The sequence below is a fragment of the Roseixanthobacter liquoris genome, assembly GCF_043195135.2.
In the GTDB taxonomy this organism is placed as follows: domain Bacteria; phylum Pseudomonadota; class Alphaproteobacteria; order Rhizobiales; family Xanthobacteraceae; genus NCEH01.
Window position 1 is genome coordinate 3663368 of the sequence record NZ_CM195537.1, and the last position, 26879, is coordinate 3690246.

The 26879-nt window shown below is 67.8% G+C and carries 22 protein-coding genes; 11 read left to right on the forward strand and 11 right to left on the reverse strand.

The genetic code is table 11. The features are described 5' to 3' along the window. The 7 genes from V5F84_RS16645 (at window position 1) to V5F84_RS16675 (ending at window position 8578) form a co-directional block, all read left to right on the forward strand. Window positions 1–1308, forward strand: a complete 1308-nt coding sequence (locus tag V5F84_RS16645) for an FAD-dependent oxidoreductase (protein WP_394041233.1) — start codon at window positions 1–3, stop codon at window positions 1306–1308. A 77-nt stretch (window positions 1309–1385) separates the two neighbouring features. After that, window positions 1386–1679 carry a ferredoxin family protein gene (locus tag V5F84_RS16650; RefSeq protein WP_394041234.1) on the forward strand — a complete coding sequence of 98 codons (294 nt, stop codon included), beginning with the start codon at window positions 1386–1388 and terminating at the stop codon, window positions 1677–1679. A gap of 689 nt (window positions 1680–2368) precedes the next feature. Further along, complete coding sequence (locus tag V5F84_RS16655; protein WP_394041235.1) at window positions 2369–2842, forward strand: formate dehydrogenase subunit gamma; 474 nt, start codon at window positions 2369–2371, stop codon at window positions 2840–2842. Next, the gene (locus V5F84_RS16660) at window positions 2839–4401 is read left to right on the forward strand and encodes a formate dehydrogenase beta subunit (protein ID WP_394041236.1); all 1563 of its coding nucleotides are present in this window, start codon (window positions 2839–2841) and stop codon (window positions 4399–4401) included. Before V5F84_RS16655 ends, V5F84_RS16660 begins: the two co-directional genes overlap by 4 nt. 10 nt (window positions 4402–4411) lie before the next feature. Then, complete coding sequence (gene fdhF / locus V5F84_RS16665; RefSeq protein WP_394041237.1) at window positions 4412–7249, forward strand: formate dehydrogenase subunit alpha; 2838 nt, start codon at window positions 4412–4414, stop codon at window positions 7247–7249. Window positions 7250–7494: 245 nt separating this feature from the next. Continuing rightward, window positions 7495–8349 carry a formate dehydrogenase accessory sulfurtransferase FdhD gene (fdhD, locus tag V5F84_RS16670; protein WP_394041238.1) on the forward strand — a complete coding sequence of 285 codons (855 nt, stop codon included), beginning with the start codon at window positions 7495–7497 and terminating at the stop codon, window positions 8347–8349. Beyond that, window positions 8339–8578 (forward strand): formate dehydrogenase subunit delta, encoded by a 240-nt coding sequence (locus V5F84_RS16675; RefSeq protein ID WP_394041239.1) that lies wholly within the window; start codon window positions 8339–8341, stop codon window positions 8576–8578. The genes fdhD and V5F84_RS16675 overlap by 11 nt, the downstream gene beginning before the upstream one ends. A gap of 3 nt (window positions 8579–8581) precedes the next feature. Here the strand turns inward: V5F84_RS16675 and V5F84_RS16680 are convergent, their stop codons facing one another. The 7 genes from V5F84_RS16680 to V5F84_RS16710 form a co-directional block, all read right to left on the reverse strand. Next, complete coding sequence (locus V5F84_RS16680; RefSeq protein WP_394041240.1) at window positions 8582–10015, reverse strand: FAD-binding oxidoreductase; 1434 nt, start codon at window positions 10013–10015, stop codon at window positions 8582–8584. Window positions 10016–10067: 52 nt separating this feature from the next. Next, window positions 10068–11279, reverse strand: a complete 1212-nt coding sequence (locus tag V5F84_RS16685) for a cation diffusion facilitator family transporter (RefSeq protein WP_394041241.1) — start codon at window positions 11277–11279, stop codon at window positions 10068–10070. A 97-nt stretch (window positions 11280–11376) separates the two neighbouring features. Beyond that, a complete protein-coding gene (pcaD, locus tag V5F84_RS16690) occupies window positions 11377–12156 on the reverse strand; it encodes a 3-oxoadipate enol-lactonase (protein WP_394041242.1) in 780 nt (259 codons plus the stop codon). Between the two features lie 170 nt (window positions 12157–12326). Continuing rightward, entirely contained in the window at window positions 12327–12536 is a 210-nt protein-coding gene (locus V5F84_RS16695) for a DUF3126 family protein (protein WP_394013071.1), read from the reverse strand. Between the two features lie 78 nt (window positions 12537–12614). Next, window positions 12615–13484, reverse strand: a complete 870-nt coding sequence (gene cysE / locus V5F84_RS16700) for a serine O-acetyltransferase (protein WP_394041243.1) — start codon at window positions 13482–13484, stop codon at window positions 12615–12617. 76 nt (window positions 13485–13560) lie between these two features. Then, the gene (locus tag V5F84_RS16705) at window positions 13561–14313 is read right to left on the reverse strand and encodes an alpha/beta fold hydrolase (RefSeq protein ID WP_394041244.1); all 753 of its coding nucleotides are present in this window, start codon (window positions 14311–14313) and stop codon (window positions 13561–13563) included. Window positions 14314–14461: 148 nt separating this feature from the next. Next, window positions 14462–15682 carry a hypothetical protein gene (locus V5F84_RS16710; protein WP_394041245.1) on the reverse strand — a complete coding sequence of 407 codons (1221 nt, stop codon included), beginning with the start codon at window positions 15680–15682 and terminating at the stop codon, window positions 14462–14464. 230 nt (window positions 15683–15912) lie between these two features. Between V5F84_RS16710 and V5F84_RS16715 the strand changes: the two genes are divergently transcribed. Beyond that, window positions 15913–16527 (forward strand): DUF2239 family protein, encoded by a 615-nt coding sequence (locus V5F84_RS16715; protein WP_394041246.1) that lies wholly within the window; start codon window positions 15913–15915, stop codon window positions 16525–16527. A gap of 60 nt (window positions 16528–16587) precedes the next feature. Here the strand turns inward: V5F84_RS16715 and V5F84_RS16720 are convergent, their stop codons facing one another. From V5F84_RS16720 to V5F84_RS16730, 3 genes are all read right to left on the reverse strand, one after another. Continuing rightward, complete coding sequence (locus tag V5F84_RS16720) at window positions 16588–17358, reverse strand: TerC family protein (RefSeq protein ID WP_394041247.1); 771 nt, start codon at window positions 17356–17358, stop codon at window positions 16588–16590. Window positions 17359–17817: 459 nt separating this feature from the next. Continuing rightward, entirely contained in the window at window positions 17818–18843 is a 1026-nt protein-coding gene (locus tag V5F84_RS16725; protein ID WP_394041248.1) for a Tim44 domain-containing protein, read from the reverse strand. Between the two features lie 149 nt (window positions 18844–18992). Beyond that, window positions 18993–20810: an ABC transporter ATP-binding protein gene (locus V5F84_RS16730; RefSeq protein ID WP_394041249.1), complete on the reverse strand. Its 1818-nt coding sequence runs from the start codon at window positions 20808–20810 to the stop codon at window positions 18993–18995. A gap of 443 nt (window positions 20811–21253) precedes the next feature. Here V5F84_RS16730 and V5F84_RS16735 point away from each other — a divergent pair, with 443 nt between their 5' ends. Together V5F84_RS16735 and V5F84_RS16740 are read left to right on the forward strand one after the other, a co-directional pair. Then, window positions 21254–21505 (forward strand): zinc-finger domain-containing protein, encoded by a 252-nt coding sequence (locus tag V5F84_RS16735; RefSeq protein WP_394041250.1) that lies wholly within the window; start codon window positions 21254–21256, stop codon window positions 21503–21505. A gap of 6 nt (window positions 21506–21511) precedes the next feature. Next, window positions 21512–22675: an FAD-dependent monooxygenase gene (locus V5F84_RS16740; RefSeq protein ID WP_394041251.1), complete on the forward strand. Its 1164-nt coding sequence runs from the start codon at window positions 21512–21514 to the stop codon at window positions 22673–22675. 265 nt (window positions 22676–22940) lie between these two features. Here the strand turns inward: V5F84_RS16740 and treZ are convergent, their stop codons facing one another. Beyond that, window positions 22941–24770, reverse strand: coding sequence for a malto-oligosyltrehalose trehalohydrolase (gene treZ, locus V5F84_RS16745; protein WP_394041252.1), 1830 nt, complete (start codon window positions 24768–24770; stop codon window positions 22941–22943). Between the two features lie 221 nt (window positions 24771–24991). Here treZ and V5F84_RS16750 point away from each other — a divergent pair, with 221 nt between their 5' ends. Next, entirely contained in the window at window positions 24992–26863 is a 1872-nt protein-coding gene (locus V5F84_RS16750) for an ABC-F family ATP-binding cassette domain-containing protein (protein WP_394041253.1), read from the forward strand. Window positions 26864–26879 lie beyond the last annotated feature (16 nt).

Consider the following 26879-nt stretch of genomic DNA (forward strand, 5'->3'; position numbering starts at 1 on the left):
ATGATCGAGGAAAAATTTGACGCGATCGTCGTTGGCGCGGGCATGGCGGGCAATGCCGCCGCCCTCACCCTCGCCCAGCGCGGATTGAAGGTGCTGCAATTGGAGCGCGGGGAATATTCCGGCTCCAAGAACGTTCAGGGCGCCATTCTCTATGCCGACATGCTGGAGAAGCTGATCCCGGAATTCCGCGAGGAAGCGCCGCTGGAACGCCATCTGGTGGAACAGCGCTTCTGGATGATGGACGACCGCTCGCACACCGGCCTTCACTACAAGTCGGACGAGTTCAACGAGGAAAAGCCGAACCGCTACACCATCATCCGCGCCCAGTTCGACAAATGGTTCTCCTCCAAGGTGAAGGAGGCCGGTGCCGTCGTGCTGTGCGAGACCACGGTGACGGAGCTGGTGCAGGACGCCTATGGCAAGGTGATCGGCGTGCGCACCGACCGCAAGGGCGGGCAGATCCACGCCGACGTGGTGGTGCTGGCCGAGGGCGTGAACGGCCTCCTCGGCACCCGTTCCGGCCTGCGCGAGCGCCCCAAGCCCGACAATGTGGCGCTCGCGGTGAAGGAAATGCACTTCCTGCCGCGCGAGACCATCGAGGCGCGCTTCAACCTGAAGGGCGACGAAGGCACGGTGATCGAGGCCGTCGGCACGATTTCCCGCGGCATGACGGGCATGGGCTTCATCTATGCCAACAAGGAATGCGTCTCTCTCGGCATCGGCTGCCTGGTGGCGGATTTCCAGAAATCCGGCGAGACGCCCTATGGCCTGCTGGAGCGCTTCAAGAGCCATCCCTCGGTGGCGCCGCTGATCGAGGGATCGGAAGTGAAGGAATATTCCGCCCACCTCATTCCCGAGGGCGGATACAAGGCGATCCCGAAGCTCTATGGCGACGGCTGGGTGGTGGTGGGCGATGCCGCCCAGCTCAACAACGCCATCCATCGCGAAGGCTCGAACCTCGCCATGACCTCGGGCCGCATCGCGGCGGAAGCGATCTTCCAGATCAAGTCGCGGCGCGAACCCATGACGGCGAAGAACCTGGCGCTCTACAAGACCCTTCTGGACGATTCCTTCGTCATCAAGGATCTGAAGAAATACAAGGACATGCCGGCGCTGATGCATGTCCAGTCGCAGAACTTCTTCCTCACTTATCCCCAGCTCGTCTCCAAGGCGATGCAGAACTTCGTGCGCGTCGACGGCACGCCGAAGATCGAGAAGGAGAAGATGACGTTGCGCTCCTTCGTTGCCGCCCGCTCCTGGGCCGGCCTGTTCGGCGACGCATTTCGCTTCGCCCGCGCCTGGCGCTGAAGATTACGGGGCATGGGCCGCACCCCATGCCCCGGCCTCAAACCGCACCGACACCCTCAAACCCTGGAGTTGGAACGATGAGCGATCCGACCGTCCGCGTCGAAGACAAGCTCTTCTACAATCGCTATCTGGTGGATGCCGGCCGCGCCCATATCAAGGTGCGTCCCCACACGGTGCCGCCGGCGCCGCTGCTGGCCCTGCTGAAGGCCTGCCCGGCCCGCTGCTATGATCTCACCGAGAGCGGCCAGGTGGAAGTGACGGTGGACGGCTGCGTGGAATGCGGCACCTGCCGCGTGATCGCCGAGCCCACCGGCGATATCGAATGGAGCTATCCGCGCGGCGGCTACGGCGTGCTGTTCAAGTTCGGCTGAACGCCCGCAGGAAATCGCTGACGCCGCGGCGCGCCGATCGCGTCCGCATGCCGCGCGCCGCCGCCCCCAGGCGGCCGGCCCTCGCTCACGTACCCCGCGACGTGGCCGGGGATATGTCTGATCGCATGTCGGACGACCGCGCCGGTCGCCGCGCGGATCGCCCGATCCCGATCGCCCGATCCCCTGTGCAAGCCCCCCGCCGCAGCATCCGATGCGGCCGGCGCCTGCGGCTTCGCTTTTCCGCACCTCGGCGGGCCGCCCCCCGATGCCTGCGCCTCTTCCTTCCACCGAATGGAACAGGGTGCTGCCGCGCGCCTCCCGGCCCCATTAAGGGCTGGCAAGGCGGGCCTGCCTCGCCAGCGTATGAAGCACGCGCCCGCCTCGCCGGAGGCCAATGGACACTCCGGCTCATGCTGCATTGCAGCATATTCCTTCCCCGCCGGCCGCCCTGGACCGTTCGGGGATAGAGAATGGCAATCAATATACCAAAAACAGGCGCCATTTCAGGATGCGCATTCCGGCACAATCCAGCGTTTGCAGCGCGCGGACGGTTTCGATAGACCGATTTCGATAGAGATGTTCTATCGCAACATCCCACAGCCCGCTTGATCCCCCGCGACAACCTGCCATTCTTTCTGGAATCGTAACAAGGAAACCGCCTTCAGCGGACCAGGGAAGGGTGTTTGCCGATGGTCGGCTACGAATCGTGGAGCGCGGAACGCGCCTCCGAGATCATCTCCGCGCACAGGCATATGGACGGCGCGACCATGCCGATCCTGCATGCCATTCAGGAGACGTTCGGCTTCGTGCCCGAGCCCGTCGTTCCGATGATCGCGGAAAGCCTGAACCTGTCGCGTGCCGAAGTGCACGGTGTGGTCACCTTTTATCATGACTTCCGCCGCGAGCCGCCGGGCCGCCATGTGATCAAGCTCTGCGCGGCGGAAGCCTGCCAGTCCATGGGCTCGGACAAGCTGGCCGAATATGCCCAGGAGCGTCTCGGCCTCGCCATGGGCGAGACCTCGCCCGACGGCCGCGTGACGCTGGAGCCGATCTACTGCCTCGGCCTGTGCGCCTGCGCCCCCTCGGCCATGATCGACAACCGCCTCGTGGGCCGCCTTGACCGCGAAACCATTGACGAACTGGTCGCGGAGACCGACCGATGAGCAGCCCCCGCATTTTCGTCCCCAACGACGCCACCGCGGTCGCCTGCGGTGCCGACCGCATCGCCCGCAAGCTGCAGGACGCCTTCGCGGCGCGCGGCCTCTCGGTCGAGATCGTGCGCAACGGCTCGCGCGGCCTGTTCTGGCTGGAGCCCCTGCTGGAGGTCCAGACGCCCGCCGGCCGCGTCGGCTACGGCCCGGTGAAGCCCTCCGACGTGGACGCGCTTCTGGATTCCGGCCTGCTGGAGGGCGCCGCCCACCCGCTCAATGTCGGGCTGGTGGAAGAGATCCCCTATCTGAAGAAGCAGACCCGCCTCACCTTCGCCCGCTGCGGCATCATCGACCCGCTCTCGCTGGACGATTACAAGGCCCATGGGGGCTATCGCGGCCTCGCCAAGGCGGCCGAGATCGGTCCGTCCGCGACGGTGGAGGAAGTGTTCCTCTCCGGCCTGCGCGGGCGCGGCGGCGCCGGCTTCCCCACCGGCATCAAGTGGCGCACGGTCGCCGCCGCCCCGGCCGACCAGCGCTACATCGTCTGCAATGCGGACGAAGGCGACAGCGGCACCTTCGCCGACCGCCTGATCATGGAAGCCGACCCCTTCTGCCTGATCGAGGGCATGACCATCGCCGGCCTCGCCGTCGGCGCGACGAAGGGCTTCGTCTATTGCCGCTCAGAATATCCGCTCTCGCTGGCGGTGATGGAAAAAGCCATCGCCATCGCCCGCGCGAACGGCCTGCTCGGCAAGAATGTGGCCGGGTCGGGTTATGATTTCGACATGGAAATGCGCATGGGCGCCGGCGCCTATGTGTGCGGTGAGGAAACCGCTTTGCTCGACAGCCTGGAAGGCAAGCGCGGCGTGGTGCGCGCCAAGCCGCCGCTGCCGGCGCACAAGGGCCTGTTCGGCAAGCCCACCGTCATCAACAATCTGATCTCGCTCGCCACTGTGCCGGTGATCCTGGACAAGGGCGGCCAGTTCTATCGCGACTTCGGCATGGGCCGCTCGCGCGGCACGATGCCGATCCAGCTCGCCGGCAACATCAAGTTCGGCGGCCTGTTCGAAACCGCCTTCGGCATCTCGCTCGGCGAATTGGTGAACGACATCGGCGGCGGCACGGCCTCCGGCCGCCCGGTGCGCGCGGTGCAGGCGGGCGGCCCGCTCGGCGCCTACATGCCGGTGTCGCAGTTCGACACGCCGTTCGACTATGAAGCCTTCGCGGCCAAGGATGCCCTGATCGGCCATGGCGGCATCGTGGTGTTCGACGACACGGTGGACATGGCGCACATGGCGAAGTTCGCCATGGAATTCTGCTCGCACGAAAGCTGCGGCAAGTGCACGCCCTGCCGCATCGGCTCCACGCGCGGGGTGGAAACCCTGGACAAGATCATCAAGGGCGACCGCCGCGACGCCAATCTCGCCATTCTGACCGACCTTTGTCACACGATGAAGCTCGGCTCGCTCTGCGCCCTCGGCGGGTTCACGCCCTATCCGGTGATCAGCGCGCTCACCCATTTCCCGGAAGATTTCGGCGTGTCGCCGAAATTGCCCGCGGCTGCGGAATAGGAGGAACTCAATGTCCCTCGTGCATGAAATCGACTACGGCACGCCCCGGTCCAAGTCCGAGAAGCTGGTTTCGCTGGTCATCGACGGCATGAAGGTGCAGGTGCCGGAAGGCACCTCCATCATGCGCGCCGCCATGGAGGTCGGCAACCAGATCCCCAAGCTCTGCGCCACCGACATGCTGGACGCCTTCGGCTCCTGCCGGCTCTGCCTGGTGGAGATCGAAGGCCGCAACGGCACCCCCGCTTCCTGCACCACACCGGTGGCGGAAGGCATCGTGGTGAAGACCCAGACCGAGCGGCTGAAGCAGATCCGCAAGGGCGTGATGGAGCTCTATATCTCCGACCACCCGCTGGACTGCCTGACCTGCTCCGCCAACGGCGATTGCGAGCTGCAGGACATGGCCGGCGTGGTCGGCCTGCGCGACGTGCGCTACGGCTATGAGGGCGAGAACCACACCAAGCTGGGCAAGGACGAGTCCAACCCTTATTTCACCTACGAACAGTCGAAGTGCATTGTCTGCAACCGTTGCGTGCGCGCCTGCGAGGAAGTGCAGGGCACGTTCGCGCTGACGATTTCCGGCCGCGGCTTTGGTTCGCGCGTGTCGCCGGGCATGAACGAGACCTTCCTTTCGTCCGAGTGCGTGTCGTGCGGCGCCTGCGTGCAGGCCTGCCCCACCGCGACCTTGAACGAAAAGGCCATGTACGACATCGGCACGCCCGAGCATTCGCTGGTGACGACCTGCGCCTATTGCGGCGTCGGCTGCACCTTCAAGGCGGAGATGCGCGGCGACGAGCTGGTGCGCATGGTGCCCTATAAGGACGGCAAGGCGAACCGCGGCCATTCGTGCGTGAAGGGCCGCTTCGCCTACGGCTATGCGACCCACAAGGAACGCATCCTCAAGCCCATGATCCGCTCCTCCATCCACGAGCCGTGGAAGGAAGTGAGCTATGAGGAGGCGATCCAATACGCCGCCTCCGAGTTCAAGCGCATCCAGGAGAAGTACGGCCGCCGCTCGGTGGGTGGCATCACCTCCTCGCGCTGCACCAATGAAGAGACCTATCTGGTCCAGAAGCTGATCCGCGGCGCCTTCGGCAACAACAATGTCGATACCTGCGCCCGCGTCTGCCACTCGCCCACGGGCTATGGCCTTTCCCAGACCTACGGCACCTCCGCCGGCACGCAGGACTTCGATTCCATCGAAGAGACCGACGTGATCCTGGTGATCGGCGCCAACCCGACCGACGGCCATCCGGTGTTCGGCTCGCGCATGAAGAAGCGGCTGCGCGAAGGCGCCAAGCTGATCGTCGCCGACCCGCGCAAGATCGACCTCGTGCGCACGCCCCATGTGCAGGCGGACTTCCATCTGCCACTGCGCCCGGGCACCAACGTGGCTCTGGTCACGGCGCTCGCCCATGTGGTCGTCACCGAAGGGCTGATGAACGAGCAGTTCATCCGCGAGCGCTGCGACTGGGACGAGTTCCAGGAATGGGCGGCCTTCGTCGCCGATGAGCGCCACAGCCCGGAAGCGGTCGCCAAATATACCGGCGTCGACCCCCAGGACGTGCGCAAGGCGGCGCGCCTCTATGCCACCGGCGGCAATGCGGCGATCTATTACGGCCTCGGCGTGACAGAGCATTCCCAGGGCTCCACCACCGTGATGGCGATCGCCAACCTCGCCATGGCGACCGGCAATGTCGGCCGCAACGGCGTGGGCGTGAACCCGCTGCGCGGCCAGAACAATGTGCAGGGCGCCTGCGACATGGGCTCCTTCCCCCATGAGCTGTCCGGCTATCGCCACGTCTCCGACGACGCCACCCGCGCGCTGTTCGAGAGCCTGTGGGGCGTGAAGCTGGATGCCGAGCCCGGCCTGCGCATCCCCAACATGTTCGACGCGGCCGTCGATGGCACCTTCAAGGGCATGTATGTGCAGGGCGAGGACATTCTCCAGTCCGACCCCGACACCCGCCATGTCTCGGCCGGCCTCGGCGCGCTGGAATGCCTCGTGGTGCAGGACCTGTTCCTGAACGAGACCGCGAACTATGCCCACGTGTTCCTGCCGGGCTGCTCGTTCCTGGAGAAGGACGGCACCTTCACCAATGCGGAGCGCCGCATCCAGCGCATCCGCAAGGTGATGGCCCCCAAGAACGGCTATGCCGACTGGGAAGTCACCATCATGCTCTCCGAGGCGCTCGGCTATCCCATGGACTACAGCCATCCCGGCGAGATCATGGACGAAATCGCCCGCCTGACCCCCACCTTCACCGGCGTCAGCTACAAGAAGCTGGACGAGCTGGGCTCGGTGCAATGGCCGTGCAATGACAAGGCGCCGGAAGGCACCCCCATCATGCACATCGGCGGCTTCGTGCGCGGCAAGGGCAAGTTCGTGCTCACCGAATATGTGCCCACCGACGAGCGCACCGGCCCGCTGTTCCCGCTGCTGCTCACCACCGGCCGCATCCTGTCGCAATACAATGTCGGCGCGCAGACCCGCCGCACGGAGAATGTCGCCTGGCATCCGGAAGACGTGCTGGAAATCCACCCGCACGACGCCGAGAACCGCGGCATCCGCGACGGCGACTTCGTGAAGCTGGAAAGCCGCGCCGGCGGCACCTCGCTCCGCGCGGTGATCAGCGAGCGCATGCAGCCCGGCGTGGTCTACACCACCTTCCACCATCCGGTGACGCAGGCGAACGTGGTGACCACGGACTTCTCCGACTGGGCCACCAATTGCCCGGAATACAAGGTGACGGCCGTGCAGGTCGCCCCCTCCAACGGGCCGAGCGCCTGGCAGGAAGAGTATGAAGAACTCTCCCGCCAGAGCCGTCGCATCGCGCAAGCGGCGGAGTGAGATGAAGGCCGGCGCTTCGACGCGCCCTCCCGGCCGGCACCGACAGGCCCCCTCTCCCGCGTGCGGGGGAGGGTTGGGGAGGGGGAAATCGAGCGTCCGGCCTTTAACTTTTGCCGGCCTACCCGGCCCATGCTCCCTTCCTGCCCTCTCCCGCAGGCACGAGAGGGGGAGAATGGCAAGGCCGCCCTTGAACGCGGGACCGTTCGGCACAACCTTGGTGGCAGCAACACCCGGTGGCGCGCATCATGGATGAGATGTCCGAAATCCCCGATTTTCCCGAGCCCGTGCGGCGCGTGAGCCGAGACGTGTGGCGCCTGGATGGCGTCACCGTTTCAGAACGCGCAGTGCCCGAGGAAACACCGGTCGCCCTCACCTATAACGGCACCACCCATGCCGTGATGATGGCAAGCCCGCTCGACATCGCCGATTTCGCCCTCGGTTTCTCCCTCACCGAGGGGATCATCGCGAGCCCGGCCGACATCCTCAGCCTCGACGTGATCGCGGTCGAAGACGGCATCGAGGCGCGCATGTGGATCGCGGAGGAGAAGATGGCCGTGCTCGGCGCCCGCCGCCGCGCCATGGCCGGGCCCACCGGCTGCGGCCTGTGCGGGGTGGAGAGCTTGGCCGAGGCGATCAAGCCGGCCGCGCAGGTCACCGCGCGCCCGGTCTTTTCCGCGTCGCTGATCCTGGAGGCCATGGCAGCCCTCGCGCCCGCGCAGATTCTCAACCACGAAACCCGCGCGGTGCATGCCGCCGGTTATTTCGAACCGGGGCGCGGCCTCATTGCCGTGTGCGAGGATGTCGGCCGCCACAATGCCCTCGACAAGCTGGTGGGCAAGGTGGTGAAGCGCGACGCCGATCCCGCGCGCGGGATTGTGCTGCTCACCAGCCGCGTCTCCATCGAGATGGTGCAGAAGGCCGCCGTGCTGGGCACGCCCGTCATCGCCGCCGTCTCGGCCCCCACATCCCTCGCCATCCGTACCGCGCACGCGGCCGGCATCACGCTGGCTGCCATCGTGCGCGGCGACGGATTTGAACTCTTCACCCATCCCGAGCGCATCGACCTCGGGTCATCCCCACGGCACGCACATGTCGCATAGCACCAGCACCAACGACCGCCTCGTCTATATGGCGAACCAGATCGCGACCGCCTTTTCCACCCAGCATCATGATGAAGCGGTGGCGTCCACGCGCGAGCACATCCACAAATTCTGGGACCCGCGCATGCGCTCGAAGATCTTCGAGCATCTCGACCATGGCGGCGAAGGCCTCTCCCCCATCGCGAAGGAAGCCCTGGAAGGCCTGCGCGCCACGTCCGTCGCCGCCTGAGCCTCAGGCCGAAAGCGGCGGCGCGGGATCGACCATGGCGCCGGCATTCATCAGGCCGGCGGGGTCGAAGGCGGCCTTCACCCGGCCCATGAGCGCGATGCGGATGGGATCGCCATAGCGCTCCAGCAAATCTCGCTTGAGCCGGCCGATGCCGTATTCCGCGCTGAAGCTGCCGCCCAGCGCGGCAGCGATGGCGTAGAGCTCGTGGGCGAGGCCCGCCTCGATCTTGCGGGTGAAGGCGAGCCGCTCCTCGCCCTGCGGCACCACGATATTGTAGTGAATATTGCCATCGCCCACATGGCCGTAGACGGACAAGACCAGGGCGGGATCATAGGCCGCCACCGCCGCGCCGCCCTGCTCCAGGAAGGCGTCGAGAGCGGAGATCGGCACCGAGATATCGTGCTTCACCGATCCGCCGGCGTGCTTCTCGCCCTCGGGAATGGTCTCGCGCACCGCCCACATGTCGGACCGCTGGCGCTCGGACTGGGCGAGGAGCGCATCCTCCACCCACCCCTTTTCCATCAGCGCTTCCAGCGTGCCCATGAGAATCTCATCCAGCGGCAAGCGGCGCGATGAGGACGAGACCTCCAGCAGCACCGCTCCGCCGCTGCCGGTGGTCAGATTGACCTCGCCGGGCTTCAGGGCCGCCACCAGCGCCACCGAATTGGCCGTGATGAATTCGAACGAGGAGATGAGGTCCGCCGTCTCGCGCCGCACCTCGGCCAGCATCTGCGGCAGCGGCGCGCCCTTGGCGAGTTGCAGCCAGGCGGTGGCGGTAAGCACGGGTTCGGGGCACAGTTTCAGCACCACGGCGGTGACGATGCCGAGCGTGCCCTCGCCGCCGATGAACATCTGCTTGAGGTCGTAGCCCACATTGTTCTTGCGCAGCGCGCGCATGTCGCCGAGCAGGCTGCCGTCCGGTAATACGGCTTCGAGGCCGAGCACCAGGTCCCGCGTCATGCCGTAGCGCAGGACCGAGAGGCCGCCCGCATTCGTGCCGACATTGCCGCCCAGCCGGCAACTGCCCTCCGAACCGAGGCTCAGCGGCAGCATCAGGCCCGCCGCTTCCGCCGCCGCCTGCGCATCGGCGAGGATCACGCCCGCATCGGCGGACAGGGTGAAGCCGAGCGGGTCCACCGCGCGGATCCGGTTCATGCGCTCCAGGCTCACCACCAATTGGCGGCCGCTTTCGTCCGGTGTCGCCCCGCCCACATAGCTGGTATTGCCACCCTGCGGCACCAGGCCATAGCCGAGCTGGGCGGCAAGGCGCACCACGTCCTGCACCTCCTGCGTGGAGCGCGGTCGCAGCACGGCGGGCGTGGTCCCGTGGATCAGCTGGCGATGATCCACCACATAGGGCGCGATGAAATCCGGCGCGGTCATCACGCCGGCTTCGCCGAGCACCGCGCGGAAAGCGGCGAGCGCATCATGGGTCATGGGTCCGCCTTTCCGGCTGGTCTTGTCGATCCGCCCGCCCCGGGAGGCGAGCTCAGATCACGTGGGCGGGGGCAAGGGCGCAGGGAATGGTGCCATTCTCCACCTGGATCGCCGCATGGCCGATCTTGAAGCGGGCCTTCAGCTCGGCGCAGGTCTCGGCGAGGAACACGTCGTCGAGCGGAGCGCCGGGGCGCACCAGATGAACGGTCAGGGCGGAGTCCGTGGTGCTGAGACCCCAGATGTGCAGGTCATGCACCTCGCTGACGCCGGGGCGGCTGGCGAGGAAGGCTTCCACGGCGCCATGGTCGATGCTGCTCGGCACCACGTCCATGGCGAGGTTCACGCTGTCGCGCAGCAGGGCCCAGGTGCCGGCGACGATGGCGACCGCGATGGCGAGGCTCACCACCGGATCGATCCACAGCCAGCCGGTGACGGCGATCACCGCCGCCGCGACCACCACGCCCAGCGAAACGGCGGCATCCGCGACCAGATGCACGAACGCGCCCCGCACGTTCAAGTCGTTCTTGCGATCGGCCATGAACAGCATGGCGGTGCCGAAATTCACGCCGATGCCCACCAGCGCGACGATCATCACGACGCCGGTCTGGATCGGCGCGGGATCGCCGAAGCGCCCGATCGCCTCGATAATGATGCCGCCGGTGCCCAGCAGCAGGATCATGGCATTGGCCAGCGCGGCGAGAATGGAGGACCGGCCGTAGCCGAACGTGCGGCGCGGGCTCGGCGCACGCCGCGAGAGCCATGCCGCGCCCCAAGCGAGAAGCAGGCCGAGCACGTCGGACAGATTGTGGCCCGCGTCCGCGAGCAAAGCGAGCGAACCCGACAGCAGGCCGAAGATCGCCTCGATGATCACGAAGCCGAAATTGACCGATGCGCCGATGGCGAACGCCCGCAGCGAGCTCGGCACCGCATGGGCGTGATTGTGCCCGCCATGGCCATGGCTGTGTCCGGAATGGTCATGGCCCGCATGGTCATGGCCCGCATGGCCGCCCCCGGCGCCCCCGTGGTCGTGATCGTCGTGGCCGTGATCGTCATGCGGCGCATGATGGTGCGGCGCCTGGTCCTCGCCCTTCGCCGCTGCGGGCGCGGCATGGGCATGGCTGGCGCCGTGATCATGGCCGGCATGATTGTGGCTGGCGTGATTGTGGTTCTCATGCCCCGCGGGGAAGGGAGACTGGGCCGCCCCTTGGGATGCCGTGGCGGGTGCGGGTTTGTCGTCGTGCTGGTCGTGCCCCTGTGCCGTCATGGTGGGCTCCTCGCCGCGATCGCGAAACTGACGGCCGCCTAGATACCATCGCGCACCGTTTCGCGCGCCTCCCTGCATTGATAAAATGCGATCGGCCTCAACTGAAGAAGCCCAGCACCTCGCGCGCGAAATCCGCCGGCAGCTCGATGGCCGACATATGGCCCGCATCGAGCTTCACCAGCTCCGCGCCAGGAATATGGGCGGCGATCAGCTGGCCCCATTCGGGCGGGGTCGAGCGGTCCTGAAGGCCCGCGATCACCAGGCAGGGCGTCTTGATATGCGGCAGGCCGGGGCGGAAATCCATGTCGCGCATGGCGCAGCTGGTGCCCATGTAGCCACCCGGCGCGGTGCGCACGATCATCTCGCGCACCTTCGCCACCTGGTCGGCGTGGGCGGCGCGGAATTTCGGCGTGAACCAGCTGTCGATGACCGCATCGGCGATGGGCGCGGTGCCGGCGCGCCGCACGGCCTTGATGCGCCCTTCCCACATGCGATGGGGGCCGGCATGGGCGGTGGTGTTGGCGAGCACGGCGCGCTTCACCCGCTGCGGGGCGTTGAGGGCTAGCCATTGACCCACCATGCCGCCGAGCGAGAGGCCGCAATAATCCACCGGACCGGAGATGCCGAGACGGTCGAGGATATTGAGAAGGTCGCGGCCGAAATCGCCCATGGAATAGACCGCATCCGGCGCGCTGGATTGGCCGTGGCCACGGGCGTCATAGCGGATGACGCGGAAATGGGGGGTGAGATGGGGCGTCAGCGCGTCCCACATCTCCAGCGTGGTGCCCAGCGAATGGGCGAGGACCAGGGGCGGCGCGCCCTCCTTGCCCTCGACCTGAACCCGGAAACGCTCACCTGCAATATCGAGGATGGACACGGGACCCCCGGTCGGCATTCTGTATACGACGCCGGTTTAAAGCCTTGCCGGCAATTGGCAAGGTCGTTCGGCGGGAAATACTCCGGATCGCGCCGGACCCCCCCTCCGGCGCGGCCGGAGGGGGGCAGAACCGATCCAAAGGGATCAACCGGAAGGCGTCGCGCGGAAAATCAGTCCAGGTCGGCTTCCAGGATGGCCATCTGGAAATTGTAGGAGAGGTCGCCGTCCTCCTCGTCCTTGAACAGGACGCCGATGAATTCGTCGCCAAGATAGACTTCGGCCGAATCGGTCTTCTTCGGGCGCGCCGTCACCTTGATCTGCGGATTGCCGAACAGGGTGCGCATGTAGCGCTGCACGCGCTCGAGTTCCGTTTTATCCAAGTGTTTTCCTCCAGGAGTCGAATGGCCGCCCGCGGACGGCCACGAAAGCGCAAAACGCGCGTGAAGTCGGATCGCGGCTCAGATGTCCGCGCCGGCGAAGATATTGTCGTCGAACATCTGGTCCATGGCGCGCGAGGGCTCGGCGCAGCCGGCCTCGCCCACCACTTTGGCCGGCACGCCGGCCACCGTGGTCTTGGGCGGCACCGGCTTCAGCACCACCGATCCGGCGGCGACGCGGGCGCAATGGCCCACCTCGATATTGCCCAGCACCTTCGCGCCGGCGCCCAGCAGCACGCCGCGCCGGATCTTGGGATGCCGGTCGCCGGATTCCCTGCCCGTGCCGCCGAGCGTGACGCCCTGGAGGATGGAGACGTCGTCCTCGATCACCGCGGTCGCGCCGATCACGATGCCGGTGGCATGGTCGAGGAAGATGCCGCGGCCCATGGGCACCGCCGGGTGAATGTCCACGGCGAACACCGAGGAGGCGCGGCTCTGGAGATAGAGCGCAAAGTCGCGCTGGCTGTGGGTCCACAGCCAATGGGACAGGCGGTGGGTCTGGAGCGCGTGGAAGCCCTTGAAATAGAGCACCGGCTCAAGCGCGCGGGTGGTCGCGGGGTCGCGGTCCACCACCGCCATGATGTCGGCGCGCACCGCCTGGGCGATGGTGCGGTCCTGCGACACGGCTTCGTGATAGGCGGCGCGAATGGCCGAGCCGGGAAGCTCCGCATGGTCGAGGCGGGCGGCGATGCGCTCGCCGATCACGGCTTCCAGGCTGCCCTGCCCCAGCACGGCGCCGATGAGGAAGCCCGCCAGCAGCGGCTCGCGCTCGGCGGCAAGGTCCGCCTCATTGCGGATGCGCGCCCAGACGGGATCGACCACGTCCTGGAAGCGTTCCGTATTTATTCGCGCCAGGGGCTGATGCGGCGCCTTGAACAAAGATTGGGGCATTCCTGCCTCCCGGTGGATCACGTTTCGACGCATTTCTAGCACAAGCCGGGCGTCGTTCCGAGCCGGCTCGCGCACATCACCCATGCCGGGCGAAGAAGTCGAGCGCGCCCTGCTTGAAAACCTTGTCGCCAACCGCGGGATTGTGATCGCGGCCGGGGATGTCCAGCATCTCGCCCCGGGGCAGCAGGTCCGCCAATTCCTGCCCGCTGCCGGCGATCAGGTCGCGCGTGCCCACCGCCACCAGGGCCGGCTGGTCGATATCGGCCACCTGCGCGCGCGTCAGGGTCTGGCGCGAGCCGCGAATGCAGGCCGCGAGCGCCTTCAGATCCGCCTTGTTGGCATCGGCGAAGGCGCGGAACATGCGGCCGAGGGGATCGGTCACGTCCGCGAGGCTCGGCGCTTCCAGGGCTGCCGCCACCTCCTGCGGCAGGCCATCGCCTTCCACCAGATGGATGCCGAGCCCGCCCATGATGAGGCTGTTCAGGCGGTCGCGCTCGGCGAGGGCGAATTGCGCCCCCACCCGCGCGCCCATGGAATAGCCGATGATGTCGATGCGCGGGATGCCGAGATGGTCGAGCAGGCGCCGGGCATCCTGCGCCATCAGGCGGGTGTCGTAGAGATCGGGATCATACAGCTTGCTGGAAGCGCCGTGCCCGCGATGATCGAAGGCGATCACCCGATAGCCCGCGTCCATCAGGGTCTTGAACCAGCCGGTATGGACCCAGTTGATCTCCTTGGTGGAGCCGAAGCCGTGGATCAGCAGGATCGGCGGGCCGGAACCCTCGTCCAGATAGGCGATGTCCAGACCGTCGGCGGAAAGAATGGGCATAAGCGTATCCCGAAGCGATGTTTCGGGCCGGACCCTAATTCGCGCCGGCGCTTTGCGGAAGCGAAAGCTTGCCCCGTCCCGGGCGCCTCAGCTCAAGCCTTTGAACGGAAAGGATCCTCTCCTGTTGACGACGGCCGGGACGCTCCCTTCATCCGGGCGCGAGGGCGGCCGCCTCTCGCGCTGCCTGCTCGAAGCGGGCGATGGCGGGCGAGCCGTCGGGGGCCGCGCGCGGCGCGTCATCTCCGCCGCCGTCGCCTCGCTCGTGGCGCGGCGGCGTGCGTGGCGCGGGAGCGGGTGCAGGACAAGGACCGGCGGCCGGCACCTTGCGTCCGCGCACCCGCTTGCGACGCCACACCGGCCGCACCAGCTCCACGCAGAAGCGATTGAAGGAGGCGACAAGGCCGAACAGCCAGAGCACGGCGACCAGCCCCCACCAGACCAGCTTGAGCAGCGCCGAACCCATCACCAGCGCCCCGCGCCCCAATGTCTTGAGGATCGCGAGCGTCTGACCGCCCTTGGCCTCGGCAAGGCGCGCGAGGCGGGAGAGGTCCTTGCCATTCTCCGCTACGGCAAGACCGGCCACCGCGGCGCGCGATCCGGCCTTCGCCTGCACGGTGCCGAGATCGCCCATGAGGCGGGCGAGCGACTTTAAGCCATCGGCGCGCACCGCGCCCTTCAGCGCCGTGGCATCGAGGCCGGTCCCGGCCCGGCGCAGCGCGGCGAAGTCCACGGTCTCGTCGACCGCGCGGGTCAGCAGGCGCGTCATGCCCACGGAGAGGCGGCCGGTGCGCTTGGCGATCTTCACCGCGCTCACCCCGGCCCGCACCGGCAGGCCGGCACCGAAGGTGGCATAGGTGCCGGCGGTGAGCGCCAGCCCGGCCACCGAAAGGCCAAGGATCAGCGGGTCCACCGCTTCCCCATTGGCATATTTCCAGCCTTCCCGGCTCGCGTCGCGCAGATCGCCCCATGCGGTGAGATCGCCGGCGGCGGCACCGGCGAAACCCGCCAGATCCTCCGGCGTGCCGGTGAGGAAGCCGTAGCCGAAATGCTTCGCGGAACGCCAGGCGGTGGCGGCGCCATCGTTCGCGGCGAGGACGCGGGCGCGCAGGTCCGGGGGAAGCGCGAGGCCGCGCGCATCGGCAAGTTCGAGATAGGAGGCGGCAAGCGCGCCGTCATCCTCCGCAAGCGCCTGCTCGATTGCCTGCCGCGCAGCGGTGGCGGTGAAGGATTGCAGCGCGAGGTCGGAGAGCAGTGCGGGATTGTCCCGCGCTTCGATCAGGCGCACGCCGCTCTTCGCCAAGGGGGCCGCCCAGGGCAAGAGACCGGCGAAGGCCGCCAGAAGGCCGAACAAGGCAAGGATGCGCGCCATTTTCTTCTCCATCCGGAGAGGTAAACGCCGTTTGTGGCGAGCCGGTGCCCGAGGGCCCATCGACATTCATGGCGTTGCGCCGTCAGCGACGGCCCGGCGTGGACGGGCGGAGAGGCCCGGCCATGACGGCCGGGGAAAGAAAGACGCTCGTCCCGCGGTCGATTATTTTTACCCGGATTTAATTGACGCGCCAATTACACCCGGATATAAAAGCGGGGAAAGGACATCCCATGACTGCCGCGACCCCCGCCCCCGCTTCCACGCCTTCCCTGCCCTTTGCCGGACCGTTCATCGCCTTCGCCGGCCCGCGCCGGCTTGCCGAAGGCTCCGCCTCGGAGGTGGCGGCCGCCGTCAAGCGCCTGCAGCTCGAAGACGAGACGCAGGAGGTGCTGACGTTCGATCTGGAGACCGCCCACCCGGTGGACTTCGATCTGCGCGGCACGCCCGAGGAGGTCGCGGCGCGCTATGCCGCCCGCCCCGCGCCGGCGGAAGGTGAGCCGGCGCGGGGGCCGGGGCGTCCCAAGCTCGGGGTCGTGGCGCGCGAGGTCACGTTGCTCCCGCGCCATTGGGAATGGCTCGCCGACCAGCCGGGCGGTGCCTCGGTGGCGCTGCGCAAGCTGGTGGAGGCCGCGCGCCGCGACCAGGGCGCGCCCGCCCGACGTCGCGCGGCGCAGGACGCCGGCTATCGCTTCATGAGCGCGCTCGCCGGCAATCTCTCGCAGTTCGAGGAGGCGCTGCGGGCCTTTTATGCCGGGGATGCGGCGGGCTTCGCCGCGCTCACCGCCGAATGGCCGGAGGATATCCGCGCCCATGCGCACCGCCTCGCGGCGCCGGCTTTCGAATGAAGGGGGCGGCCCGTCTCCTTGGGGAGTCGGGCCGCCGTGCTGTCGCGCCGACGGTGCCGATCAATGCCGGCTCGCGCCGCCCTCGACCCCGCCACCGTTCGACCGCGCCTTCGCGCGCCGCGCCAGCATGTTCAGCGCCTCCACGCCGGTGGAGAAGGCCATGGCGGCGTAGACATAGCCCTTGGGCACATGGGCGCCGAAGCCGTCGGCGATCAGCGTCATGCCGATCATGATGAGGAAGCCCAGGGCGAGCATCACCACCGTGGGGTTGGCCTCGATGAAATGGGCCAGGGGATCGGCCGCGAGCATCATCACGGTCACCGCCACGATCACGGCGATGATCATGATGGGGATATGGTCCGTCATGCCCACCGCCGTGATGATGCTGTCCACGGAGAACACGATGTCCAGCATCAGGATCTGGGCGATGGCGGCGGCAAAGCCGATGCTCGCCTTGCTGGTGCCGAACACATCGTCGTGGGGCGCGGGGTCGACTGTGTGATGGATCTCCTTGGTCGCCTTCCACACCAGGAACAGGCCGCCGGCGATCAGGATCATGTCGCGCCAGGAAAACGCCTGGCCGAACACCGAGAACACCGGCTCGGTGAGCTGCACGATGATCGCCACCGTCCCCAGCAGGGCGAGGCGCAGCACCAGGGCGAGGCTGATGCCAATGCGCCGGGCCTTGGAGCGGTGCACCTCCGGCAGCTTGTTGGTGAGGATGGAGATGAAGACCAGATTGTCGATGCCGAGCACGACCTCCATCGCCACCAGGGTGATGAGGGCCACCCAGGCCGCGGGATCGGCTGCCAGTTGCACGAGATAGTCCATGGATCACTCACCTGCCTTTGACGGATGAAAGGTATGGGGCGGCGCGTCGCGAACGGCAACGGCGCAGGCCCACCGGAAGGGTGCAAACGCCCGCGCCGCGCATGGCAAAGCAGCCCCGCGCCCAACGCGAGATCGGTCGCGGCAGGCGGGAGCGACGGCAGACATGCGCGCGCGAAAATGCGTCGGGGGATCGAAACGGGGCATTGGGCCTCTCGCCGGCAGAATTGTCGGAAGAGATCCGACATCGCGCACGCATTTTCATGCACGCGCCAGAGGGGCCCGGATCGATAGGCTACAGCTAGGAAGCCGAGAGCCGCGCGACCAGACCGGCACGAACGCGGCAGGTTGTCGCAGCGTCACGCGTCGCATCGGAAAACGTCGCGGCGGGGCAACGCGCACAAAAAAACGGCCGGGAGATCCCGGCCGTTCGTGTTGAATGAGATCGTCGATCGAGGGCGCTCAAACGTCCTGGATCGCCGAGAGCTTCCATTGCCCGCCCTTCGGGCGCACGAAGGTCCACACCTCGGTGGTCTCGGTGACGGCATTGGTGCTTCCGGCCGCGAGCGCACCGGTCGCGCGGTCGCGCATCAGGTCGCGGATCGCATAGCGCATGGCCACCGTCGCATATTCGGTGTTGCCCTCGCGCCAGGCTTCGGAGAGGTCGCCCTGCAGCAGCTTCACGTCGCTCACCTCGTTGCGCACGCCGCGGGCCGCATTGTCGCGCAGCTCCTCGGAGAAGACGGCGAGCACCTCCGGCGTCGTGCGTTCGGCGAGCGCCCCATGGTCCTCGCGGGAGAAGGCGGCCTGAATTTCGGACAGGAGGCGCTCGAAGGCGTCGAGATCCTGCGGGCCGATGCCGACCTCATCCTTGATGCGGCCAGCCGCGGCGGGCTGCTGCGGAACCGGGCGCGGGGCACCCCCACCGATTCCGCCAAGGCCGCCGAGCGCGCTGCGCCCGCCGGTCGATGTGGTGGGACGCGATGCCCCGCCGAACATGCTGTCGCGCGACAGGGGACCGGGGAACGGCGCGCCTGCGCCCGCCGGCCGGGGCTGCTGGCGCCGGCTCGCGAAGAAGCGCATGGCGAGGAACACGAGGCCGCCGACCAGCGCCACCTGAAGCAGCAGGCCGAGGAAGCCCGACAGGCCGCCAAGGCCGCCGCCGAACAGCATGCCCACAAGGCCGCCGATCAACAGGCCGCGCATCAGCGCACCGCCGAAGCCGTTGCCGAACATGCCGCCCGGGCGGGCCGCATTGGCCGCGCCGGCGGTGTTCATGCCGGGCTGGGGCTGGGGGGTGATGGAGCGCTGAATCGGCGCCGCGCTCGGCGCCGTATTGGTGGCGGCGGGCGCCTGATAGGTGCGCCCGCCGCGGCTGCCGAAGCCGCCGCCCTGGCGCGCATCGGCGTGATCCACCATCGTCAATGTCACCGCCGAGGCGAGAGCAAGAACGCCCATCAGAACCGGCATGCGCTTGAAAATCTTCATTTCACCCTCGAAAGGAACCACCCGCTATCCGCCAAGGCCCCCCGCTCATGCGGAAGATGACCTAACGGCAGATAGGCGGCATATGGGGATCGGTTTGTGGCTTTGTCAGGGGGATGGCGCACGGCCACCCCGTTATTTTTGCACCCGCCTCAGGCGGCGAGCCCCTTCACGAGGTCCAGCGCCTGGCGCTCAAACAGGCGGCGATAGAGGCCGTTCTCGCGCGCGACGAGGGCATCGTGATCTCCTTCTTCCACAATCCGCCCCTTGTCGAACACCAGCAGCCGGTCGAGTGCCCGCACGGTGGACAGGCGGTGCGCGATGACCAGCGTGGTGCGCCCCACCATGAGCCGCTCCATGGCCTCCTGGATCAGCGCCTCGGATTCCGAATCGAGGCTGGAGGTGGCCTCGTCCAGGATCAGAATGCGCGCATCCGCGAGGAACGCCCGCGCGATCGCCACGCGCTGGCGCTCGCCGCCGGAGAGCTTCACGCCCCGCTCGCCCACGAGCGTACCGTAGCCGCGCGGCAGGCGCTCGATGAAGCCGCTGGCATTGGCCAATGCCGCCGCCCGCTCGATTTCGGCGCGCGTGGCGTCGGGCCGGCCATAGGCGATGTTCTCGGCCAGCGAGCGATGGAACAGGATCGGCTCCTGCGCCACCACCGCGATGGCGCGCCGCAGGGAGCCCTGCTGCACGTCCCGCACGTCCTGCCCGTCCACCATCACCCGGCCGCCGGTCACGTCGTGCAGCCGCTGGATCAGCTTCACGAACGTGGTTTTACCGGAGCCGGAATGCCCCACGAGGCCGACACGCTCGCCCGCGTCGATGGAGAGCGAGAGATTGTCGTACAGCGGCTTGTCGTGGCCCTGGTAATGGAAGCGGACGGCCTCGAACGCGACGGCGCCCTGCTCCACCCGCGCCGGCACCGCCCCCGGCTTGTCGGCGATGGCGATGGGGGTTTTGTGCAATTCCACCAGTTCCTCCATCTCGTTCACCGAACGCTGGAGATTGTGGACATGCATGCCCACCTCGCGCAGATAGCCGTGCACCACGAATTCGGTGGTGAGCACATAAGCGACGTCGCCGGGGCTGGCCTGCCCGTTCCACCACAGCAATAGCGCGGTGCCGATGATGCCGGTCTGCAAGGCCAGCAGCGCGACCAGCTGGGCGGTGCCGCTCCAGGTCGCGGCGCGCCAGGTGCGGGTGGTGCGCGCGTTCCATTTGGCGAGCACGCCGGCAAGGCGCGCTTCCTCGCGCGCCTCGGTGCCGAAGCCCTTCACCACCGCATTGCAGCTCACCGCATCGGCGAGCGTGCCGCCCACCTTGGTGTCCCAGGCATTGGACAGCCGCGCCGCCGGGGCGACATAGGCGGTGGAGAGCAGCAGCGTCATGGCCACATAGAGCACCGCTCCCGCGCCCACCAGCAGGCCCATCACCGGCCAATAGAGCCCGAGCACCAGCGCCGAGCCCGCCAGCACCACCAGCGAGGGCAGAAGCGCCATCACGATGGTGTCGTTCAAAAGATCGAGCGACCACATGCCCCGCGAGATCTTCCGCACGGTCGAGCCGGCGAAGGCGTTGGCGTGCCAATCGGAGGAAAAACGCTGCACGCGGGCGAAGGCGTCGGCGGCGATGTCGGACATCATGCGCAGGGTCAGGGTGACAATGCCCATGAAGGCGAAATGGCGCACCAGCACCGTCACGGCGCCGAGCGCGAGAATGGCGAGGAACGCGTTCAACGCCACCGCCCGCGCGGCGAGGCGCGCGGCCTCCGCGCCGCCCTGCGCGGCGGCGAGGGCATCCACGAGGCGGCCGACGAAGATCGGCACCAGCACCTCGCCCAGCGTCGCCACCAGCATGCCCACCATGATGGCGGCAAGCAGGGTCGGCCGGCGGCGCCAGTGACCCCAAAGAAAGGCGAAGACGGAACGGAAGGTATCCGCGCGTTTGTGAGAACCGAAAAAGGACATGGGAGACTTCCGGCTGCGCGAGCGCGCAGAGCCGGCCTCTGGTGGAGACGGGGGTGGAGGACACGCGCCGGGGGCGCACGTCAAAGCCCGATGGAGAAAAGCCCGATGGAGAGAGGGAGGCGCCCGCTGGCGGGCGCGGAAACGACGCTAGCGGAACAGGGTCCGGGCGGTCGTTTCGGGGATCGGCGAACGGCGGCCGAGCGCGACAAACTGCTTCATTCTACGGCCTCCCTGTTCGCGGTTGATGCTCTGTTACGTTAGAGAAGCGGCATAAAAAGGGCAAGCCGCGGCCCCGCCGCCCCGCTCCACGATACCTTTGCGGCAGCGCCGCAATTTGTGTCGCGCCGCCGCACCCGCGCGCGCCCTTTCCCCTTGGAGGGGCCGGAGCGAAGCGCTAATGTCGCGCGGATTCAGGCCGGCGATGACACGGACAAGGCACAGCCATGGCAGCCCACAGCATTCCCCATTTCTGCAACGATCTCGGCGTGGCCGTGGTCGAGGTCGGTGCGAAAGAATTCATGTGCATCGGCGCCAAGCCGCCGTTCGACCATCCCCATATCTTCATCGACATGGGCGACGAGACGGAAGCGGTGTGCTCCTATTGCTCCACCCTTTATCGCCATAATCCGGCGCTCCATGACGACGAGGCCAAGCCCGAGGGCTGCGTGTGGGAGCAGCGGCCGGTCGCCGCCTGATCGCCCATGACATCCCCTGTCGCGCGCAGCGCCATCATCGTCGGTGCGGGAATCGGCGGGCTGGCCTGTGCCATCGCCCTGCGTCGCACGGGGATTTCCGTGCGCGTGCTGGAGCAGGCGGACGCGCTGGAAGAGGTCGGCGCGGGGCTCCAGCTCACGCCCAATGCGACGCGCATCCTGCGCGATCTTGATCTGTTGCCGGCGCTGGAAGCGGTGGCGATCGCGCCCGATGCGCTGGAAGTGCGCGATGGGCGCAGCGATTCCGTCATCGCCCATTGCCCCTATGATGCCGCGACGGCCCGCTTCGGCGCCCCGTTCCTGGTGGTGCATCGCGCCGATCTGCACCGCGTGCTGAGCGACGCGGCGCGCGCCGCCGGTGCGGAGATCCTGCTCGGCGCCCGGCTCGAGGGCGTGGAGGCGGACGACACTCAGGCCTCGGCGGTCGCCAACCGCGCCGGCGACGCGCTGCCGCTCGAAGCCGACCTGTTGGTGGGCGCGGACGGCATCCGCTCCGTGGTGCGGCCGCAGATCGGGCTTTCGGCGGTGCCCGTGTTCGCCCAGCGCGTCGCCTATCGGGCCACCGTGCCCGTGGAGCAGGGGCGCGCGCCGAATGTGGTGCAATTGTTCCTCGGCGCCGAGGCCCACCTTGTCACCTACCCCGTGCGGTCCGGCCGCGCCATCAATGTGGTGGCGGTGGTTCAGGAATCGCGGCCGGTCACCCGTTGGAGCGAAGAGGGCGACGCGAGCCGCGTGCATGCCGCCTTCGCCGAATGGGCCGAGCCGGTGCGCCGGCTGCTCGCCGCCGCGCCCGCCTTCCAATGCTGGGGCCTGTATGATCTCGATCCCCTGCCCCGCTGGGGCTCGGGCCGCGTGACCCTGCTGGGCGATGCCGCCCACGCCATGCTGCCGTTCCTTGCCCAGGGCGCCGCCCAGGCGATCGAGGATGCCGCCGGGCTCGCGGCCGAGCTGAACCGCGGATCCGACGTGACCGCCGCGCTGCGCGCCTATGAGGCCGCCCGCCAGCCCCGCACGGCGCGCATCCAGCGGGACGCCCGCACCAACGGCACGGTCTACCACCTGTCCGGCCCCGCGAAATTCGCCCGCGACACGCTGCTGCGCATCACCGCCGACCGCCTCATCGACCATTACGGGTGGATCTACGGCGCCTAGGGCCAATCGACAGTCAACGGCGTGGCGGATCGTCGAGGCGCTGACGGCAAGTGCACGCCATTGTCTTTCTTTGACCGGCGCTCCACGCCGGGAGCACCCGCGCGGGCCTTGAAACGCCGGTGCCAGCGGGGCCGCGTGGATACACGGGACAGGCCCGTGCATGACGATGCTCTGCCGCAATGGCCTCAACCCATGAATGTCGATTGGTCCTAGCTGGAGCATCCTCCGATTGAGACGCTCGGTGCCCCCTCCATTCTAAAAGACCTTAAGCGCCGGCGACGCACCAGCGCACGGACCAGGGCGCCGCGCGGCCGTCCTCGAACGCCCCTTCGGTCCAGAGGACGGTCCCTTCCGGAGGGCGAAAGCCATCCTGCGCGACGGCGGCGAGATTGGCCGCGACGCACAGCCGACGGCCATCCTCAAGGGTCCATGCAACCTCCACCGCCGCCCGGCCAACCACCCGCGTGGCGGACAGGCGCCCGGTCAGCAGCGGCAGAAGCGGCCAGACATGCTCCCGCCGCACGGCGATGACGTGGCGATACCAGTCCAGCCACTCCAGGTGCTCGGCAAGGTCGCGGTCCGACCATTCGAGCTTCGAGGCCAGAAAGGTGGATTGCGCCACCGGATCGGGAATGCGCTCGCGCATGTCGGGATCTCGAAACGCGGGGAAGCGGGCAAATTCCGCCCGCCGCCCCGCGCGCACCGCCTCGGCAAGATCCCCCTCGAAGCCGCAGAAGAACAGGAACGGCTGCGCCGCCGCCCATTCCTCCCCCATGAACAGCATGGGGATCTGCGGGCCGAGCAGATAGAGCGCCGCCGCCGCCCGCACCGCTTCGCGCGGCGCCAGGGCGGTGATGCGCTCGCCGAAGGCCCGGTTGCCGATCTGGTCGTGGTTTTGCAGGAAGGCGACGAAGGCGATGGAGGCGAGGTGCGCGCTCGGCTCGCCCCGCTCCGTGCCGCGATAGGGCATATGCTCGCCCTGGAACGCGAAGCCTTCCGCCAGGGCCCGGCCGAGCCTTTCGGTGTCGCCCGCATAATCGGCGTAATAGCCTTCCGCCTCCCCCGTGATGGCGGCGTGCACGGCATGGTGCACGTCGTCGTTCCATTGAGCGGTGAAGCGGGTCGACGGGTCGCCTTCCAGAAGATGCGCCTCGTTGGCCTCGTTCTCGACGATGAGATGCACATGCCGGCCCCGGCAGGCGGCCCGCACGCGCCGTTCCAGCTCGTTCAGGAAACGGTCGGCGCTGTCGTCCATAATGGCGTGCACGGCATCCAGCCGCAGCCCGTCCATATGGAATTCCTGAAGCCAATACAGCGCATTGTGAATCATGAAATCGCGCACGACCGCGCTGTTGGGGCCGTCGAAATTCAGCCCGGCGCCCCAGGGCGTCCGGTGACGCTCGGTGAAGAAGCAGGGCGCGTAGGCGTGCAGGTAATTCCCGTCCGGCCCGAAGTGATTATAGACCACGTCGAGGATCACCATGAGCCCGCGGGCGTGGGCGGCATCCACGAAGGCGCGCAGGTCCTCCGGCCGGCCGTAGGAGCTGTCCGGCGCATAGAATAGCACGCCGTCATAGCCCCAGTTCCGGCCGCCGGGAAAATCCGCCACGGGCATGATCTCGACCGCCGTGACGCCGAGTTCCACCAGATCGTCCAGCCGCTCCGTCGCCGCCCGAAAGGTGCCCTCGGAAGTGAAGGCGCCGATGTGCAATTCGTAAATGATCGCCTCGTGCCATGGCCGACCGTGCCAATCTGTGTCGCGCCAGGTGTAGCGCGCGGGGTCGATCACCTCGCTCGGGCCGTGGGCATCCTCCGGCTGGTACCGGGAGGCTGGGTCCGGCACCATCAGCCCGTCCTCAAGCTGGAAGCGATAGCGCGTCCCGGCACCGGCTGCGGGGACGACGCACTGGTGCCAGCCGTCGAGCGTGCGATGCATGGAAAATGCGCGGGTTTCCTCGAGCACCAGCGTCACCCGCCGTTGCGCCGGCGCAAACAGGCGGAACCGCACCCCGTTTGTCTCGATCTGCGCGCCGAACGGCATGGCGTGGCCGCGCGGGGCATCCGAAGCGACGTCTGGGGGAACGAAACTGTTCATGCTGGCGATACCCGGACGGTTCGGGAGGTCTTGCGGGTCCTGCGCCCGCCTTGCCTGTTCAACCTTCGCCACACGGCGAAGGTTCCGACCTACCGTGGCGCCCCGGCGCCGATCCGCGCGAAGGCGAGGTCGCGCGGGCCCGTGTCTTTCCGGGCGCTTTTTCGGCTTCCGGGGCGCTTTTTCTTGCCCTTCGCCTTCGCGCCTGCGAGAAGGCAGGCATCATGATCGTTCTTGACGATATTTCGCTCCGCGTCGCGGGGCGCCTGCTCATTGACCACGCGTCCGCGGCCATTCCCGAGAACGCGCGCGTGGGCGTGGTCGGCCGCAACGGCACGGGCAAGACCACCCTCTTCAAGGCGCTGGTCGGCGAGCTGGAGCTGGAGAGCGGTGTGGTGCGCCTGCCCAACCGCACCCGCATCGGTCGCGTGGCACAGGAAGCGCCCTCCGGCCCCGACAGCCTGCTGGAACGCGTGCTCGCCGCCGATACCGAGCGCGCCGCTTTGCTGGAAGAGAGCAAGACTGCCACCGACCCGCACCGCATCGCCGAGATCGAGATCCGCCTGGTGGATATCGATGCCCATTCGGCGCCCTCGCGCGCCGCGCGCATCCTCGCCGGCCTCGGCTTCGACGAGAGCGCGCAGGCCCGGCCCTGCTCGGAATTTTCCGGCGGCTGGCGCATGCGCGTCGCGCTCGCGGCGCTGCTGTTCACCGAGCCGGACCTGCTGCTGCTGGACGAACCGACCAATTATCTCGATCTGGAAGGCACGCTGTGGCTTCAGGATTATCTCGCGAACTATCCGCGCACGGTCATCCTCATCAGCCATGACCGCGACCTGCTCGACACCAGCGTCGACCACATCCTGCATTTCTTCAACGGCAAGCTGACCCTTTATCGCGGCGGCTTCACTTCCTTCGATCGCCAGCGCCGGGAACGGCTGCTGCTGGACCAGAAGGCCCGCAAGAAGCAGGAGGGCCAGCGCGCCCATATGGAAGCGTTCGTCGCCCGCTTCCGCGCCAAGGCTTCCAAGGCCAAGCAGGCCCAGTCGCGCATGAAGGCGCTCGCCAAGATGGAGCCGCTGGCCGCCGAGGTGGGCGAGACCCAGGCCGCCATCTCCATCCGCCATCCCGAGAAGCTGCTCTCCCCGCCGATCGTGGTGCTGGACCGGGTGGAGGTCGGCTATGTGGAAAACAAGCCGATCCTGCGCCATCTCGACCTGCGCATCGACGAGGACGACCGCATCGCCCTCCTGGGGCCGAACGGCAACGGCAAGTCCACCTTCGCCAAGCTGCTGGCGGGCCGCCTTGCCCCGCAGAAGGGCAATGTGGTGCGCGCCGACAAGCTGGAGGTCGCCTATCTCGCCCAGCACCAGCTGGACGAGCTGATCCCCGGCGACAGCGCCGCCCAGCACGTGCGCAAGCTGATGCCCGACGCGCCCGAGGCCAAGGTGCGCGCCCGCGCCGCCGAAATGGGCTTTTCCGGCGCGGCGGCGGACACCAAGGTGTCCTCGCTCTCGGGCGGCGAGAAGGCGCGCCTGCTGCTCGGCCTCGCGGCCTTCAACGGCCCCCACATGCTGATCCTCGACGAGCCCACCAACCATCTGGACATCCAGGCGCGCGAGGCGCTGATCAACGCCATCAACGATTTTCCCGGCGCCGTGATCCTGGTCTCGCATGACCGGCATCTGCTGGAAGCCTGCGCCGAACGGCTCTGGGTGGTCGGCGGCGGCACGGTGAAGCCCTATGACGGCGACCTCGACCAATATCGCCGCGAGGTGCTGAGCAAATCCAACGGCCGCATGACCGGCGACGGCAAGAAGGAGCGCATCGACGGCGTCGAGCCGGCCGAGGAAGCGGCGGATCTCGCCCCCTTGCGCAAGCGCCTCAAGGATGTGGAAGCCCAGGTGGCGAAGATCGAAAAGGATATCGCCGCCGTGGACAAGCGCCTGGCGGATCCGAAAATCGCGAAATTCCCCAATGACGCAGCCCGGCTGAACAAGCAGCGCGCCGATCTGGTGGACGCCCTGGCGCAGGCGGAAGAGGACTGGATCGCCGTCAGCGCCGATCTGGAAGCCCTGGCGCAGGCGGCGGAATAAAACCGCCGCCCGCACC